The 16838-nt window shown below is 66.9% G+C and carries 15 protein-coding genes and 1 pseudogene; 14 read left to right on the forward strand and 2 right to left on the reverse strand.

Annotated features, from left to right (window positions below; translation table 11 throughout):
- Positions 1 to 102: 102 nt before the first annotated feature.
- The 7 genes from mreC to QE373_RS02950 all read left to right on the forward strand — a co-directional run bounded on the left by mreC (position 103) and on the right by QE373_RS02950 (position 9063).
- Positions 103 to 1158, forward strand: a complete 1056-nt coding sequence (gene mreC, locus QE373_RS02920) for a rod shape-determining protein MreC (RefSeq protein WP_309683450.1) — start codon at positions 103 to 105, stop codon at positions 1156 to 1158.
- Positions 1155 to 1640, forward strand: a complete 486-nt coding sequence (gene mreD / locus QE373_RS02925) for a rod shape-determining protein MreD (RefSeq protein ID WP_042615453.1) — start codon at positions 1155 to 1157, stop codon at positions 1638 to 1640. The genes mreC and mreD overlap by 4 nt, the downstream gene beginning before the upstream one ends.
- Before the next feature lies 1 nt (position 1641).
- Positions 1642 to 3693, forward strand: a complete 2052-nt coding sequence (mrdA, locus tag QE373_RS02930) for a penicillin-binding protein 2 (protein WP_309683457.1) — start codon at positions 1642 to 1644, stop codon at positions 3691 to 3693.
- Complete coding sequence (gene rodA / locus QE373_RS02935) at positions 3690 to 4802, forward strand: rod shape-determining protein RodA (RefSeq protein WP_309683460.1); 1113 nt, start codon at positions 3690 to 3692, stop codon at positions 4800 to 4802. The genes mrdA and rodA overlap by 4 nt, the downstream gene beginning before the upstream one ends.
- Before the next feature lie 441 nt (positions 4803 to 5243).
- Positions 5244 to 6392: a lytic murein transglycosylase B gene (gene mltB, locus QE373_RS02940; protein WP_309683462.1), complete on the forward strand. Its 1149-nt coding sequence runs from the start codon at positions 5244 to 5246 to the stop codon at positions 6390 to 6392.
- Positions 6389 to 7744, forward strand: coding sequence for a septal ring lytic transglycosylase RlpA family protein (locus QE373_RS02945; protein WP_309683465.1), 1356 nt, complete (start codon positions 6389 to 6391; stop codon positions 7742 to 7744). The genes mltB and QE373_RS02945 overlap by 4 nt, the downstream gene beginning before the upstream one ends.
- Before the next feature lie 107 nt (positions 7745 to 7851).
- Positions 7852 to 9063 carry a D-alanyl-D-alanine carboxypeptidase family protein gene (locus tag QE373_RS02950; protein ID WP_123698935.1) on the forward strand — a complete coding sequence of 404 codons (1212 nt, stop codon included), beginning with the start codon at positions 7852 to 7854 and terminating at the stop codon, positions 9061 to 9063.
- Between the two features lie 127 nt (positions 9064 to 9190).
- Here the strand turns inward: QE373_RS02950 and QE373_RS02955 are convergent, their stop codons facing one another.
- Positions 9191 to 9328 (reverse strand): hypothetical protein, encoded by a 138-nt coding sequence (locus tag QE373_RS02955; RefSeq protein WP_309683469.1) that lies wholly within the window; start codon positions 9326 to 9328, stop codon positions 9191 to 9193.
- Positions 9329 to 9566: 238 nt separating this feature from the next.
- On the opposite strand from QE373_RS02955, the gene QE373_RS02960 reads away from it, so the two are divergent.
- From QE373_RS02960 to QE373_RS02970, 3 genes and pseudogenes are all read left to right on the forward strand, one after another.
- Positions 9567 to 10952: an inverse autotransporter beta domain-containing protein gene (locus tag QE373_RS02960; protein ID WP_309683472.1), complete on the forward strand. Its 1386-nt coding sequence runs from the start codon at positions 9567 to 9569 to the stop codon at positions 10950 to 10952.
- The gene (locus QE373_RS02965) at positions 10949 to 11509 is read left to right on the forward strand and encodes an Ig-like domain-containing protein (protein ID WP_309683475.1); all 561 of its coding nucleotides are present in this window, start codon (positions 10949 to 10951) and stop codon (positions 11507 to 11509) included. The genes QE373_RS02960 and QE373_RS02965 overlap by 4 nt, the downstream gene beginning before the upstream one ends.
- 12 nt (positions 11510 to 11521) lie before the next feature.
- Positions 11522 to 12037: pseudogene (locus tag QE373_RS02970) on the forward strand (Ig-like domain-containing protein); the annotation flags it as partial.
- Positions 12038 to 12083: 46 nt separating this feature from the next.
- On the opposite strand, the gene QE373_RS02975 reads toward QE373_RS02970, so the two are convergent.
- Positions 12084 to 13145, reverse strand: a complete 1062-nt coding sequence (locus QE373_RS02975) for a lipid A deacylase LpxR family protein (protein WP_057509326.1) — start codon at positions 13143 to 13145, stop codon at positions 12084 to 12086.
- Positions 13146 to 13498: 353 nt separating this feature from the next.
- Between QE373_RS02975 and QE373_RS02980 the strand changes: the two genes are divergently transcribed.
- The 4 genes from QE373_RS02980 to lipA all read left to right on the forward strand — a co-directional run bounded on the left by QE373_RS02980 (position 13499) and on the right by lipA (position 16706).
- On the forward strand, positions 13499 to 14491 hold the full coding sequence (locus tag QE373_RS02980; RefSeq protein WP_057509325.1) for a CsgG/HfaB family protein: 993 nt from the start codon (positions 13499 to 13501) through the stop codon (positions 14489 to 14491).
- Positions 14492 to 14692: 201 nt separating this feature from the next.
- Positions 14693 to 14971, forward strand: a complete 279-nt coding sequence (locus tag QE373_RS02985) for a DUF493 family protein (RefSeq protein ID WP_101098918.1) — start codon at positions 14693 to 14695, stop codon at positions 14969 to 14971.
- Complete coding sequence (lipB, locus tag QE373_RS02990) at positions 14959 to 15651, forward strand: lipoyl(octanoyl) transferase LipB (RefSeq protein ID WP_309683484.1); 693 nt, start codon at positions 14959 to 14961, stop codon at positions 15649 to 15651. Before QE373_RS02985 ends, lipB begins: the two co-directional genes overlap by 13 nt.
- A 41-nt stretch (positions 15652 to 15692) precedes the next feature.
- Entirely contained in the window at positions 15693 to 16706 is a 1014-nt protein-coding gene (gene lipA, locus QE373_RS02995; protein WP_042615463.1) for a lipoyl synthase, read from the forward strand.
- Positions 16707 to 16838 lie beyond the last annotated feature (132 nt).

Here is a 16838-nt window from a genome sequence, read left to right on the forward strand (position 1 = left end):
CGTGAGCGCCGCGCCCTTCCGGGGTGCGGCCCGCCTGCGCGGCGGGCCGCACCGGCAGGGCGCCGTCGTGTTTCTCCTTTGATTCCTAGCTGAAGCTGCATCGTGCCGCCCTACGCCGGACCTCCCATTGCTTCCCGCTCCGGCGATGCCGCCAGCCCGCTGCGGCTGCTGGCCTACCTGGTGCTGGCGATCACCCTGATCGTGCTGGACGACCAGGCCGGTTGGCTTGCGCGCCTGCGCGAACAGGCCAACGTGCTGGTGCAGCCGGCCTGGAACCTCGCCGGCCTGCCCGGGCGCCTGGGCAACCAGGTGCGTGACAACGCGGCCAGCCATGGCCAGCTGGTGGCCGAAAACCGCCAGCTGCGCAACAACCTGCTGGTCGCCAACGCGCGGCTGACCCGCCTGCAGACGGCGGCGCTGGACAACGCGCAGCTGCGCGAACTGCTGAACGTGGCCGAGCGCAGCGGGCTGGACGTGCAGCTGGCGCCGATCCTGGACATCGACCTGGACCCGGTGAAGCAGCGGCTGGTACTGGCTGCCGGCAGCCGCGAAGGCGTGCACGTGGGGCAGGCGGTGATCGATGCCGGCGGCCTGATGGGGCAGGTGATCAGCGTGACCGCCAGTACCTCCACCGTGCTGCTGCTGACCGACCCGGATCATGCCGTGCCGGTGACGGTGGCGCGCAACGGTGTGCGCCTGATCGTCTACGGGCGTGGCGATACGCTGGAACTGCGCGACATTCCGTTGAGTGCCGGGGTGGAAGTGGGCGATGAGATCGTCACCTCCGGGCTCGGCGGGCGCTTCCCGGTCGGCTTCCCGGTGGGCAGCATCGCCGCGCTGCGGCCCGATGACACGCACGCCTTCCTGGTGGGTGAGCTGAAGCCTGCTGCGGCGCTGGATCGCGGTCGCGATGTGCTGCTGCTGCGGCCGGGTTCGCCGATCCGGATCCCGCCGGTAGTGACGGCCGCTGGCCGTCAAGCCGCCGATGCTGACGGCCAGCGGCCGTCACTACCCTCGTCGGGCCCTGCTTCGGTAGCGCCGAGCCATGCTCGGCGGGAACCGGCCAGTCAACCCGCCAATGCTGACGGCCAGCGGCCGTCACTACCTTCATCGGCTGACGGCCAGCGGCCGTCGCTCCCCCCCGAGGTACGTCCGTGAGCCGCCTGCGTGACAACCGCTGGGTGCTGCCGCTCAGCCTGGTGGTGGCGCTGCTGCTGGGGCTGCTGCCGCTGCCGGCGCTGCTGCAGCCGCTGCGGCCCTACTGGCTGGCGCTGGTGCTGGCCTACTGGGTCATCGAAGCCCCTGACCGGGTAGGCTTGGGCGTGGCCTTTGCCAGCGGCGTCATCGCCGATTTCCTGTACGGCGGCGTGCTCGGCGAACAGGCGCTGCGGCTGGTGATCATGGCCTTCATCCTGCAGCGCTTCCGCGCCCGCATCCGCTTTTTCCCGATGTCCCAGCAGATCCTCGCCATCGGCGGCCTGCTGTTCAACGACCGCATCGTCAGTGCCGTGGTGCACGTGGTGGTGGGCGAGCCGACCCTGCCGTGGGCCTACTGGTGGGCACCGCTGCTGGGCATGGCACTGTGGCCGCTGGTGTTCGTGCTGCTGGATGCCGTGCGCTTCGGACGGCGCGGACGCTGACATGAGCTCGCGCCGCGCGGTCAAGAATCCGCATGCCGAAGCCGAGCAGTTCCGCCGTCGCGCGGCACTGGGGTTCCTCGGCGTGCTGCTGTGCCTGGGCGGGCTGGGCGGCTGGTACTTCAAGCTGCAGGTGATGGACCACGAGATCTACGCCACGCGTTCTGAAGCCAACCGCATCAAGCCGCGTCCGGTGGTGCCCGGCCGCGGCATGATCTACGACCGCAACGGCCGCCTGCTGGCCGAGAACGTGCCGGCGTTCCGCTTGGACGTCACCCCGGACAAGGTCAAGGACATGGACGCCACCCTGGCCGGGCTGGCGAAGATCTTCCCGCTGAGCGAAGAGGAGATCGAGGCGTTCAACAGATCGCGCAAGGCGCGCCGCAGTTTCCTTCCGGTCACCCTGAAACTGCGCGTCAGCGAAGAGGAAATGGCCCGCTTCGCGGTGGATCGCTGGCGCTTCCCCGGCGTCGAGCTGGAGCCCTACCTGACCCGTCGCTATCCCTTCGGCGACCTGTTCGCGCATGTCATCGGCTATGTCGGTCGGGTCGATGACAAGGACCTGGAGATGCTGGGAGAGGGCAACGCGGCGCTGACCCACATCGGCAAATCCGGGCTGGAACGCTACTACGAACAACAGCTGCGCGGCCGGGTCGGCTACGAACAGGTGGAAACCAACGTGCAGGGCCGCGCGATCCGCACCGTGGGCCGGGTGGCCGCGCAGTCCGGCACCGACCTGCGGCTGTCCATCGACGCCGACCTGCAGCGGGCGATGGTGGCCGCCTTCGGCATCCAGGAAGGCGCGGCGGTGGCGATGGACCCGCGCACCGGTGAAGTGCTGGCGATGGTCAGCCTGCCTTCGTATGACGCCAACCTGTTCGTCAACGGCATTTCGCATACGGATTTCCGCGCGCTCAACGACAACCCTTCGCGGCCGCAGTTCAACCGGCTGGTGCTGGGCGGGGTGGCTCCCGGTTCCACGTTGAAGCCGCTGATCGGCCTGGCCGGTCTGGATTCGGGGGTGCGCAAGCCGGGAGACAGGATCCTGTCCACCGGCATGTTCTACCTGCCCGGCACCAGCCGTGGCTGGGGTGACGCCAACCGCGGTGGCCATGGCTGGACCGACCTGCGCAAATCCATCGCCCAGTCGGTCAATACCTATTACTACCGGCTGGCGCTGGACCTGGGCATCGAGCGCTTCGACCAGTACATGGCCAGCTATGGCTTCGGCGCGCCGACCGGCATCGACCTGACCGGCGAGATCGGCGGCATCCTGCCTTCGCCAGCCTACAAGGCCAAGACCCGCAAGGAACGCTGGTATCCCGGCGACACGGTGAACGTGAGCATCGGCCAGGGCGACTGGAAGGTGACGCCGCTGCAGCTGGTACGCGGCGTCAGCGGCATCGCCAATGGCCAGCTGCGCACGCCGCACCTGGTGATGCAGCAGCGCGCCGGCTTCGACAGCGACTGGACCCTGGCCCCGGCGGGCGAAACCCGGCCGATCAGCCCCAACCCGAACAATCTGCAGGCGGTGCGCGAAGGCATGATGGCGACCATGCAGCCGGGCGGCAGCGGCGCGCGCATGGCTGCCGGGGCGCCGTATGTGATGGCCGGCAAGACCGGTACCGCGCAGGTGGTCAGCCGCAGGGGTACGGCCGCCGTGGACCCGCGCAGCCTGCCCCTGCACCTGCGCCATCGCTCGCTGTTCGTCGGTTTCGCGCCGGCCGACAACCCGGTCATCGCCATCGCGGTAGCGGTGGAGGGCGGCGGCTACGGGGGGTCGGCGGCCGCGCCGATCGCGCGCAAGGTGTTCGATGCGTGGCTGCTGGGCAAGATGCCCGAAGGCGTGCTGCCGCTGGACGTGGAGCGCGGCAGCGTGGCCTTCGGTCCCACCGCCTTCGACAACGAAGACAGCAGCGCACGCGCCATTGGCGATGCCGCTGCGATGGAGGCCGGCGAGCTGCCGGTGCAGGTAGGGCCGCCGGTCGCGGCGCCCGCCACCCCGGTAGCGCCGATCGATGATCGGCGGACGCCCTCCCCGGAGCCTGCCCGATGAAGGACTTCCTGCGCTGGGCCGGCGAGATGCTGGTGCGCTTCTTCAGCACGCTGGACTGGATGCTGTGCGCGGCGCTCGGCGCGTTGATGGTGATCGGCCTGGCCACGTTGAAGAGCGCCGGTGGCGATGGCCTGGTATTCGCCCAGGGGGCGCGATTCGCCGTCGGCCTGGCGGCGATGTGGGGCATTTCGCGGGTGCCGATCCTGCGCATCCGCTCGGCCACGCCGATGATCTACGCCATTTCGATGATCCCGCTGCTGGCCGTGTTCGCCATCGGTACCGGCAAGTACGGCCGCCAGTGGCTTGACCTCAAGCTGTTCTACCTGCAGCCGGCCGAGTTGTTGAAGGTCAGCCTGCCGATGATGGTGGCCTGGTACCTGCACCGGATGCCGCTGCCGCCGCGCTTCAACACCGTGCTGATCAGCCTGCTGATCATCGGTGCGCCGACGGCAGCGGTGATGCTGCAGCCGGACTTCGGCACCGGCGTGCTGATCGCCGCCAGCGGCGTGTTCGTGCTGCTGCTGGCCGGCCTGCCCTGGTGGTGGGTGGGGCTGGGCGTGGGAGCCGTGGCTGCGATCGCGCCGGTGGCCTGGTTCTGGCTGCTGATGCCGTACCAGAAAGACCGCATCATGATGTTCCTGGACCCGGAAATGGATGCGCTGGGCGCGGGCTGGAACATCATCCAGTCCAAGATCGCGATCGGATCCGGGGGGCTGGATGGGAAGGGCTGGGGGCAGGGCTCTCAGTCGCACCTGAACTTCATTCCCGAGCAGACGACGGACTTCGCATTTTCGGTGCTGAGCGAAGAGTTCGGCTGGATCGGCGTGGCGCTGGTGCTGGCCCTGTACCTGGTGGTGATCGGACGCTGCCTGTGGATCGCCAGCCAGTCGCGCGATTCCTATTCGCGGCTGCTGGCCGGTGCCACTGGGCTGGCGTTCTTCGTCTATGTGCTGGTCAACGGCGGCATGATTTCCGGCCTGCTGCCGGTGGTGGGCGTGCCGATGCCGCTGATCAGCTACGGCGGCACCTCGGCGGTTTCCCTGCTGGCCGGCTTCGGCTTGGTGATGGCGGTGCGCAGCCACAACCCCGTGCACGGCGGCTACCGCTAACCGACAGGGGTCAGAGTCATTTTCCGCAGGAAAAGGACTCTGACCCCGTTGCCGCAGCCGGATTCGTTTCCCCCCGATGAAGATTTCACACTTCAAGTGCGAATTGCGTCACAGTTCAGAATACTGTTGATCCGAATCAATGGATTTGACGCAAACGGCCTGCACAATGGCGCCCGTCAGGCAGGGCGCGTTCATCTACTCCGCCGACCACCTGACGAACCGCAGCACGACCTCACGTTTTGCCACCTGCTCTGGGGAGATGCAGGGGCAGTATTGGATGGTCCGTCAGGCCGGTTGCGCCCGTCGGGGGATGGGGGCGCAACCGGCTTGCTCGTTGCCGGTTTTCACACAGGTTTTACAAAGCAGCGGTGGATTAACCAATCCTTTGCTATTCATGGTGTTAGGGGTTTTATTTCATCCATGACCTGCTAACCTGCGGCGATGATCCGACGTACTCTGGCCTGCATGCTCACCCTCGGCCTGGTCGCCTGCGCGACCCAGCCGTCGAGTCCTCCATCGCCTTCGCAGGCAACCGTGGCGCCGCACAAGCCGGCATCCGGACAGACCAAGGGACCGGCTGAAGCCGCGCCCGAATCGGCTGCGTCCACCGCACCGCCGGTCGACCTCACACCGGTTCCGTTCGAAACGGCGCGCGCCAACTTCATCCGCGACACCGCCGCCGCGCACAGGCTCGATCCCGCCTACATCGCCAGCGTGCTGGACCAGGCGCAGGTACGCCAGCCGATCATCGCCGCCATGTCGCGCCCGGCGGAGCGGGTGAAGCCGTGGAACGAATACCGTCCGATCTTCATCAGCCAGGCGCGCATCGACGGTGGAAAGAAGTTCCTCGCCGAACACCGCGATGAACTGATGCGCGTGCAGCAGCGCACCGGCGTACCGGCCGAAGTCATCGTGGCCATCATCGGCGTGGAAACCAGCTACGGCGGCAACACCGGCAACCACCGCGTGCTGGATGCGCTGTATACCCTGGCCTTCTATTACCCGCGCAGCGGCGACCCGGCCAAGCTGGAACGCGAAGTGCGCCGCGAACTGTTCTTCCGCGACGAACTGGCCAAGGCCTTCGTGCTGGCGCGTGATGAAAAGCTGGACATCACCGCGCTCAAGGGCAGCTATGCCGGGGCGATGGGCATGGGCCAGTTCATGCCCTCCAGCTACCTGGATTTCGCCGTGGATGGCAACGGTGACGGTCGCCGTGACCTGTTCAACAGCTATGACGACGTGTTTTCGTCCATCGCCAATTACTTCGTCAAGAAGGGCGGCTGGGTACGCGGCGGACAGGTGGCCGTGCCGGCCACGCTGGCGGCCGGGCGCGAAGAATTCAATCCGACCGAATGGACGCCGAGCTGGTCGTTGCAGGACCTGGCCGCGCGCGGTTACACGCCCAACGCCGCCGTGCAGCCCGGCGCCACCGCCACCCCGATAACCCTGGAAGGCAGTACCGGCAAGCAGTACTGGCTGGGCTTCCAGAACTACTACGCCATCACCCGTTACAACATCTCCAAGATGTACGCGATGGCGGTATTCCAGCTGTCGCAGGCCATCGCAGGACAGGAGCTGCCACCGGCATGAACATCAGATGGTGGGTCCCCGGAGCGTTGATCCTTGCGCTGGCCGCATGCAGCAGCGCGCCCAAGAAACCCGGTGGAACCGCCAGCACGGGCGGCAAGCCGGCCACCACGGTGGTGCAGCAGGGCAAGGGCGGGAGCCGTCCGTCGCACTGCCCGGAAGGGTCCCCGTACGCGGCCGCGTCGGAAGACCTGGCCACCCGCGGCAACTACACCGCCGGCGGCCTGTACAAGCCGGGGGTGAAGGACACTACGCCGACCTATGTTCCCAACGTGGCCTGCATCCCGGAACCGGAAGTGCAGGACCTGGCGCGCTCGGCGATCGGCAACAAGTCGCCCTATGAAGTGCTGGGCAAGAAGTACAAGGTGATGGACAGCACCCGTGGCTACGCCGAACAGGGCACCGCCTCGTACTACGGTGCCAAGTTTCATGGTCGGCTGACCTCCAACCGCGAGGTCTATGACATGTACCAGTTCACCGCCGCGCACAAGACGCTGCCGCTGCCGAGCTTCGCCCGGGTGACCAACCTGGACAATGGCGAATCGGTGATCGTGCGCGTCAACGACCGTGGCCCGTTCCACGATGGCCGCGTGATCGATCTCAGCTACGCAGCCGCCGTGCGCCTGGGCATCACCCAGCGCGGCACCGGCAACGTGGAAGTGCGCGCGCTGCAGCCGGGCGAGGGCAACCTGCTGGCCGATGCCAAGCCTACCCGCGCCGAACGCCGCGCCACGACCATGGTGGCTGCCACGGCGGCCGCGCCGTCGGCCATCGATGCACTGGTGAACCGCCTGCCGGCTCAAACGCCCGCCGCAGCCACGCCGGCCCCGGCGCCTGCAGCGGCGCCGCGTACGGTGGCTGCCGCCGCAAGAACGCCCACCGGTGCCGAGGCCTACCGCTACCGCGTCGCCGACAGCGCCAAGCCCGGATCGGCCGACAACTTCGACCGCTGGATGCGCGACAACAATGTGCGCGTGGCCACCGGCAAACCCGCCACCCCCGTAGTGACGGCCGCTGGCCGTCAATCCGATAAACCATCCGCAACCGCCCGCTCCACCGCCATCGCAGCCACTGCTGCGCCCCTCGCCGCCCCGGCCTCGGCCACCCTGTCCCAGCAGGTCCTCGGCAACGTCCTGCTGCAGGTGGCCAGCTTCGCCAGCCGCGACAACGCCACCCGCGCCCAGGGCCAGTTGACCGCTGCCGGCATCGTCGGTGCGACCATCAGCGACATCGCCGCCGGCGGCCGCACGCTGTGGCGCCTGCGGGTGCCGGCCAACGACCACGCCAATGCCACGGAACTTGCCGGCCGCATTGCCGGTCTCGGATTCGGCTCCCCGCAGATCGTCAAGGAATGACGCCCGGCGGCGCGGCCTGACGGCCCGCCGCGCCCCGCTTGCCGACCGCCTACAATGGCGGTCGTTTTCCCTTTCCGACCTTGGCCGCTCCAGGAGCCTGCCCTCCCATGAAATTCCGTTTTGCCGCCACCGCGCTGGCCGCCACCCTGCTGGTGGGCCTGGCCCACGCCCAGACCGCGCTGCCGACCCCGGCCGCTCCGGCTGCGGCCTCTGCCCCGGCCACCGTCGCCACGCCGCCCGCGCCGGTGCCCAGCGTATCCAAGGCCTGGATCCTGATGGACTACGCTTCCGGCCAGATCCTCGCCGGCGAGAACGTCGACGCCCAGCTCGCCCCGGCCAGCATCACCAAGGTGATGACCAGCTATGTGATCGCCGCCGAAGTGAAGAACGGCAAGGTCAAGCCGGACGACCAGGTGATGATGAGCGAACGCGCCTGGCGCGAAGGCGGCGCCGGCACCGATGGCAGCTACAGCGGTTTCCCGGTCAACCAGACGGCACGTCTGGAAGACATGGAAAAGGGCATGGCGATCCAGTCCGGCAACGATGCGGCGATCGCGCTGGCCGAGCACGTGGCCGGCAGCGAAGAAGCCTTCGCTTCGCTGATGAACAGCTATGCCGCCAAGATCGGCATGAAGAATTCGCACTTCGTCAACGCCCACGGCCTGACCGCCGAAGGCCACCACAGCACCGCGCACGACCTGGCGCTGCTGGGCCGCGCGTTCGTGCGTGATTACCCGGAAACCTACGCCTACAACAAGGTGAAGGAATTCACCGTGGGCAACATCAAGCAGCCCAACCGCAACCTGCTGTTGTGGCGCGATGGCAGCGTGGACGGCATCAAGACCGGCCACACCGCCGCTGCCGGCTACTGCCTGATGAGCTCGGCGCAGCGCGGTGACCAGCGCCTGATCGCGGTGGTGCTGGGCGGTGCTTCCGAAAAGCAGCGTGCCGATGACAGCCTGGCGCTGTTGAACTGGGGCTTCCGCTTCTTTGAAACCCATCGCCTGTATGAGCCGGGCAAGGTCGTGGCCGAGCACAAGGTGTGGAAGGGCACCACCGACACCGTGCAGCTGGGCGTGGCCCAGCCGATGCTGGTCAGCCTGCCGCGTGGCCGTTACAACGACCTGAAGCCGAGCATCGACGTACCGAAGTCGCTGGTGGCGCCGTTCACTGCCGGCCAGCAGATCGGTACGCTGAAGGTGACGCTGGATGGCAAGGTGGTCGCGCAGGCACCGCTGGTGGCGATCGCCGCCGTGGAAGAAGCCGGCTTCTTCAAGCGCCTGTGGCACAGCTTCTGGATGTGGTGGGAATCGGAATAACCGACGGCGGTAGTGACGGCCGCTGGCCGTCATTCTCCTGTTCTTCCCGGAAAGCCCGCGATGCGAATCGCGGGCTTTCTGCGCTTCGGGCAGCAGAACCGCTCTGGCCATTCCGTCTCAGCAGTCTTCAGTGACGTGACAGCAGGCGCCGCATCAATTTGCGGCGCAGTCCCCGATGCTGGCGGCGGGCCAACCAGTCCGCAGCAAACGCCGAGGCGAAGCGGCAGGCGAACATGAGCGTGGGTTTGATCTTGGTGGTGTCCATGGCTGGATCGTCCCAACTCGGTCGTGAGTGACCAATCGGACCCGGCTCAATCGCGGCCCTGGGCGGAGCGGGGTCTGCCAGTCGCCAGCCATGACCCACGTCATTTCAGGACGCGTCCTATGGGAGCAAAGGTGGCCGAAAACGACACTGTGTCACGTTGAATGACGGCACGGCGACGCTATCAGCTCTGGATCGCCGGCCCCCGAACCCTGGCTCTGGAGGCCCTGGACCCATGGACATGTCGAAGACCGCACGTCATAGCACCCGCAACCCGCTTGCTTCAGCGGTGTCGCGCTGGGTTCTCCTTGGCGCAGGCCTGGCGCTGCCGATGCTCGGCCAGGCTGCCCCGGCGGCGGACGATGGCGCCCAGCAGCAGGCATCGGCGAGCAACCACCGCACCGATCTGGCCGCTCTGATCAGCCAGCAGGCCGGCGCGGCGGCGGGCACCGGCCTGCAGCACATCCTGGAAGGGTTCGGGACGGCCGAAGTGGACGTGCAGCTTGACGATGCGTTCGGCCTGCGTGGGGGCAGCATCGACCTGCTGCGCCCGCTGCATGACCAGGCATCGCGGATGAACTTCGTGCAGGTGGGCGCGCGGCGCTTCGATGAGCGCAACACCCTCAACATTGGCTTCGGCCAGCGTCACTTCCTCAGTGACTGGATGGTGGGCTACAACGGCTTTCTGGATATCGACCCGGACCGGGGCCACCAGCGCGTGGGCGTGGGCGTGGAGGCATGGCACGACAACCTGAAACTCAGCGGCAACGGCTACCTGCGCACCTCCGACTGGAAGGTGTCGCGCCTGGTTGAAGATCATGAAGAGCGCCCGGCCAACGGTTTCGATGTGCGAGCCGAAGGCTACCTGCCGCAGTACCCGGCACTGGGCGCCAGGATCGCCTATGAGCAGTACGTTGGTGACCAGATGGACCTGTTCAACCGCAGCAAACGCAGCAAGGACCCCCGCGCCACCACCGTGGGCCTGAGTTACACCCCGGTGCCGATGCTGACGTTCAGTGTCGAACACAAGCGCGGCGCGGGACAGCGCGACAACACCATTGGGCTGCAGTTGAATGTGCAGCTGGACAAGCCGCTGTCGCAGCAGTTCGACGCTTCGCAGGTGGCGGCGCGCCGGCGCCTCGCCGGCAGCCGCTACGACCTGGTCGAACGCAGCAACCAGATTGTCATGGAATACCGCCAGCAGCAGCTGATCCAGCTGATGCTCGCCGCGGAACATGCCGACCTGGCCGGCCGCGTCGTCATGCTGGACCTGGGCGTGCATACAAAGTATGCCGTGCAGACGGTGCAGTGGCGGGACGCGGCGCTGGTGGCTGCCGGCGGCCGCATCATCGACATGGGCGGCAACAAGTTCCAGATGCAGTATCCGACCTATGATCCGGAGGGCAGCAACCGCTATCCGCTGAGCGTGATCGCCACCGACATCCATGGCAACGTGTCCAACAGGGCCAGCACCGTGGTCAAGGTGACCGGTGTGGACGCCGACAACGTCACCATCGACGTCGGCGCGCTGACCGTGGATACCACCCGCATCGTCGCCAACCGGTGGACAAGGCAACCTTCAGCGCCGTGGTGCGCGATGCGAGTGGCCATCCGGTATCTGGTATGACCGTCAACTGGGCGACCAGCCATGGCGATCTGTCTGCTGCCAGCAGCAGTACCGATGCCGACGGCAGCGCGGTGATCATGCTGAGCGGTGCGGTGGCGGGCGTTGCACAGGTAACCGCGCAGGTCGGTTCGCAGGGCGCGGTGAAAGCCGACGCGGTGACCCTGACCGCCGATGGCAGCAGCGGCGGTATTGGCAGCGGTGACCTGAGCGTGGATACCACCCGGATAGTGGCCAACAACGTTGAAACAGCGACCTACCGCGCCGTGGTGAAGGACGCCAACGGCAACGGTGTCGCCAACGCGGTGGTGACCTGGTCGACCGACCATGGTGATCTGGCGGGCACGTCCAGCACCACCGATGCCGACGGTGTAGCGACGATGACGCTACGCGGTGTGGTGGCTGGCCCGGCCCGGGTCACCGCGGCGGTGGACAGTGGTGCCGCGGTGGCGGCGGAGCCGGTGGAGCTGATCGCCGATGTGAGCACTGCAGTGTTGAGCGACATCAGTTCGAACAAGCTGCGTATCACTGGTACCGGCGAAGAAACCGCAACGCTGTAGGCAACGCTCAAGGACGCCAACGGAAATCCGCTCAAGGGCCAGACGGTGCAGTGGTCCGCAACGCAGGGTGTGCTCGGTGCCACGTCGGTGATCGTGGACGAGCGGGGCGGCCTGCAGGTTGAACTGACTGCGCCGGTGTGGGTGGCAACGGCGGATACGCGCTCGGCGGTGCACGCGTCCTTCAAGGGCATCCAGGCGCGCAAGGAGGTGGAGGTACGCGCGGTGCAGTTTGCTGGTGGCAGGTACTACTGGACGATGTATCGGGACTACCGGTCTGGTGGGGAATCTGCCGCTGATGGCCATTGCGCTGCGCACGGCGGCGGCCGTGTTGCGGCCTACGCGGACCTGAAGGCCTTCAACGCAGGAGCCGGCGACTTTGCACGGATGCAGGTTGCAGACGAATATGCGGACGCCTGGTATGCGCGGGCGCAGACCTGGTACAGGATGTCAGGTGATTTCCATAGCGATGGCCAGCCGGTTGGATCCTGGATGCTGGCGGCGGGATCGGGCTTTGTCTGCGTGAAATGAAGGCAAGCACGCAATGACGGCCAGGGGCCGTCATTGCCGCGTCCGGTTACAGCGAACGGCTGATGGTAAAGCTGCCGAAGATCGGCGACTGGCGCTGTCCGTCGAATTCCTTGGTGCTGTGGTAACGCGCCAGCGCGAACTTCCAGCGCCCGCGCATCACCGCCACACCGTAACCGCCCTGGGCCACCACGGCTTTCTTGTCCACGCTGTGGCTGTTGCGGAAGGTGTTGCCATCGAGGGTGATATCGCGGATCACCCAGGCCGCGTCGGTGGTGGCGAACAGGTGCCACGACCATCCACTCGGCCGGCCGCCACGCGATGGCGCGGTGTTCTCGCCCGCCGGGCGCAGCGGCGTGCTGCCGAAATCGTCCGGCAGTTTCCAGCCGAAACGCACTTCGCCACCGGCATTGAGGTGGGTGGCCAGGTTGCCGACGGCACCGCCGTAATGGCTGATCGCATCCCACCCCCAGCCGCTCGCGTTGTCGGTGGCATCGCGCGGCCAACGGTTCATCCGCTCGTGGGTCAGCATGACCACCGGCTCGTTGTGCAGCTGGTTGTCCCAACCCTGGAATTTGTCGTCGTCCAGCAGGTCATGCACCGCGTCCTGCACTTCCTTGCCCTGCGCCCACGGGCCGACCACGCCCAGCGTCAGCTGGGTGGTCTGCAGGTAATTGCCGCGTCGCGCGTTGTACCCGAAGCTGCCGACCAGCACACCGGCATACGGGCGATCATCTTCGATGACGTCCCTGCGGGTGAAATCGGTGGGGGTGAAGATGCCCTGCGCCACGCTGAAGATCATGTTCTGCTGTTCGAACTCACCCGGATGCAGTGCCTCCAGGTGGCTGTTCACCCAGCGCGCCAGCCGCGGCAGGCAAGGGTCGTTGGTGAAGTCCACCAAGTTCGGGGAGACGAAGGTGATCTGCGCTCCGTTGGTGTACCCCTGGTCCTGGTCGGCACCACCGAACAGGTCATTGTCCACGCGGAAATTGATCTGCGGGGGATGATCGGCCAGCGCACTCTGGCTGCATTGATCGGCGGCATGGGCGGGGAGGGCAAGGGCCATCAGGCTGGTCAGCCCGAGGGCTGCCGCGATACGCGTGGGGTGCATGGAAGTCCAGAGGGCTGTTTTGACGTTTTTCTCCTAAATACGGTAGCGCCGATGTGAATTCGGGTCGACGTCCGTGGCCGGCCTGATCCGTTCCGTACGTGGACTTCTGCGCCACGCGTTCTTTTCGTCCCGCTGGCGGACCGTAAAACGTGATGGGCATCACGGCTCTGCGGGCCCACGGTGGCTGGATTGGACCGTTGTTCAGCTGCGGTTGCCGTCGGCAGGCCGGTGTTTTATCCTCTGCGCCGGCGCCAGAGGGCGCTGTTCAAGGATTCCGGCCTGCCACCACCGGCCTCTCTCAAACCAATGGATTGCGCGCCGCCTGCAATGGGCAGGCGCGCTGGACAACAGACATGACCCAACAGAATTCGTTCGCCACCCTCGTGGTCACCGCCGTGCTGGGCGTTGGCCTGATGGCTGTCAGTGCGCCTGCCTCGGCCGGCCTGCGCGACAGCTTCAGCTCCAGCCGTACCTCCGCGCAGGAGCAGAGCAAGCAGGGCCAGGCGCAGATCCCGGTGTGCACCAAGCCGCTCGGCTCGATTTCGGTGATCGAACCGGAAGATGTGGTGAACTGGTGGACCGGCCAACAGCTGCCGGCGCCCTCCAAGCTGATCAAGGTGTTCGTCAACAAGTCCAAGTGCTTCACCCTGGTCGACCGTGGCGTCGGCATGGCCGCTGCCCAGGCCGAGCGCGCGCTGGCTTCGGAAGGTGAGCTGCGTGGCCGTTCGAACATCGGCAAGGGCCAGATCCGCGCGGCCGACTACGTGCTGGTGCCGGACCTGATTTCGCAGAACAACAACGCCAGTGGCAATGCGATCGGTGGCCTGCTGGGCGGGTTGATCGGCGGCAAGGCCGGTGCGGTGGTGGGCGGGCTGAACTTCCGCAGCAAGACCGCTGACGTCACCCTGACCCTGACCGACGTGCGTTCCTCCGAGCAGGTCGCGATCGTGGAAGGCAACTCGAAGAAGACCGACCTGGGCTGGGGCGCCGGTGGCGGCCTGTTCGGCGGTGGCGGCATCGGCGCGATGGGCGTGGGCGGCTATGCCAACACCGAACTGGGCCAGGTCATCACGCTGGCCTACCTGCAGGCCTACACCAACATGGTGAATGAACTGGGCGGCCTGCCGGCCGATGCGTCCGCCGCCAACAGCAGCCAGGCCGTGACCATGCTGAAGGCCGGTCGCCTGCTGTCCAATTCCAAGGGCACCGGCGCGGCCGTGCGTGACCTGGAACCGGGCATGCTGCTGTACCCCACCGGCCAGAAGGACGGCACGATGTGGGAAGTGGAAGACGAAATGGGCAACAAGGGCTGGGTCAACTCCACGTCCATGCAGTTGGCCAAGTAACCAGGGTACTGACGGCTGCTGGCCGTCATCCACCGGTGCCGGTCAGCACGGCCGGCACCGCCGTCCTCGGCGAACGCCGGGGCAGGTAGCGCCGACCCCTGGTCGGCGAGCGCAGCGGTGAGAAAACATGACGGCCCGCGGCCGTCACTACCGCTTCTCCCACCCCTTGGGTTTGATCCGCTGCGGCCCGATAATGGGCGGATGGAAATCAAGTCCGACAATCCCGAACACGGCTTCCAGTTTCCCGGGCAGTTCGAGCTCAGCGCCATGGGCGCGGCCAACTCCGGGCTGGAAGTGGAACTCCCCAAGCTGCTGATGGCCGCTGGCATTGACGTGCTCAACGAGCAGATCAGCTGGAAGCACTCGTCCAACGGCAAGTACGTCTCGGTGCGCATGGCATTCACCGCCCGCGACCGCGCCCAGTACGACCTTGCCCACGAGGTGCTGCGCGAGCACCCGGAAGTAAAGTGGACGCTCTAGCACCGGTAGTGACGGCCGCTGGCCGTCAGCTTCCGTCCGCGATCGTCCGCGACCTCGGCCGCCAGCCCTACGCGCCGGTCTGGCGCGCCATGCAGCGGTTCACCGACCAGCGTGACGACGACACCGCCGACGAACTGTGGGTGGTCGAACACGACCCGGTGTTCACTCTGGGCCAGGCCGGCAAACCCGAACACGTGCTTGCCCCAGGTGACATCCCGGTGGTGAAAGTGGATCGAGGCGGGCAGGTGACCTATCACGGCCCCGGCCAGATCGTGGTCTACCCGCTGCTGCGCCTGCCGCGGCTGGGCATCGGCGTGCGTGATTACGTATGCCGGATCGAACAGGCCATCATCGATACCCTTGCCGAGTGGAATATCGGCGCTGAACGCCGGGACGGCGCCCCGGGCGTGTACGTGGGCGGGGCCAAAGTGGCCGCGCTGGGCATCCGGGTCCGCCGCGGCTGCACCTTCCATGGCCTGGCGTTCAACGTAGCGATGGACCTGGAACCCTTCCGCCGCATCAATCCCTGTGGCTACCAGGGGCTGCAGGTGACCACGATGGTAGACTTGGGCGGGCCGTCCGGCATGGCAGCCGTCAAGCCCGTCCTGCTGGACCACCTGGCGCGCCAGTTCGGCCTGCACCTGCAGCCGTCCTCCACGCAGCCGGACCTGTCTGCCTGACCGAACCCATACCACGCGGCCCTGTTGCCGCCGGGAACACCATGACCGAACAGACTGCCCGCACCATTCCCCTGCAGATGCTGCAGGGCGATTCCGCTCCCGCCGCCGCGCCGTTGCAGGCCGGCGTCAAACAGCTGGGTGGTGACAAGATCAACCGCTCGCCGGTGCAGTTTGCCGACGCGCCGGTGCTGCGCAAGCCGTCGTGGATCCGCGTGCGCATTCCTTCCGGCAATGCGGTGCAGAACCTGAAGGCCAAGCTGCGCGAGAACCGTCTGGTGACGGTCTGCGAAGAGGCCAGCTGCCCCAATATCCACGAGTGCTTCAGCCACGGCACCGCGACCTTCATGATCCTCGGCGAGGTCTGCACCCGCCGCTGCTCGTTCTGCGACGTGGCCCACGGCCGTCCCAAGCCGCCCGATGCCAACGAGCCGGCCACCCTCGGCCAGACCGTGGCGGACATGGGCCTGAAGTACGTGGTGGTGACCAGCGTGGACCGCGATGACCTGCGCGACGGCGGTGCCCAGCACTTCGTCGACTGCATCACCGCCATCCGGGCAAAGTCGCCCGGCACCCGCATCGAAGTGCTGACCCCGGACTTCCGCGGCAAGGGCCGCATGGAACGCGCGCTGGAGATCCTGGCGCAGAACCCGCCGGACGTGTTCAACCACAACATCGAAACCGTGCCGGACCTGTACCGCAACGTGCGTCCCGGTGCGGATTACCAGTGGTCGCTGACTCTGCTGAAGAACTTCAAGGCGCAGCACCCGGGCGTGCCGACCAAGAGCGGCATCATGCTGGGGCTGGGCGAGGAATTCGAGCAGATCAAGGCCACCATGCGTGACCTGCGTGCGCACGACGTGGACATGATCACCATCGGCCAGTACCTGCAGCCGACCGCGCACCACCACCCGGTGCTGAAGTACTGGACCCCGGAAGACTACAAGGCGCTGGAAGACTACGGTTATGCGCTGGGCTTCAGCCACGTGGCGTCCGGCCCGATGGTGCGCTCGTCGTACCACGCCGACGTGCAGGCCAAGGGCGCCGGCGTCGCCTGACCGGGCAGGGACGGCCGCGCTTGAACCGGTAGGGACGGCCAGCGGCCGTCACTACCCTGCTGTTCCTTGTTCACATCCTGCTACAGGCCCCCGTCTAGGCTGGAAACACGCGTTCCATGAACGCGGATGACA

The organism is Stenotrophomonas sp. SORGH_AS_0321, from assembly GCF_031453215.1.
Taxonomy (GTDB): domain Bacteria; phylum Pseudomonadota; class Gammaproteobacteria; order Xanthomonadales; family Xanthomonadaceae; genus Stenotrophomonas; species Stenotrophomonas chelatiphaga.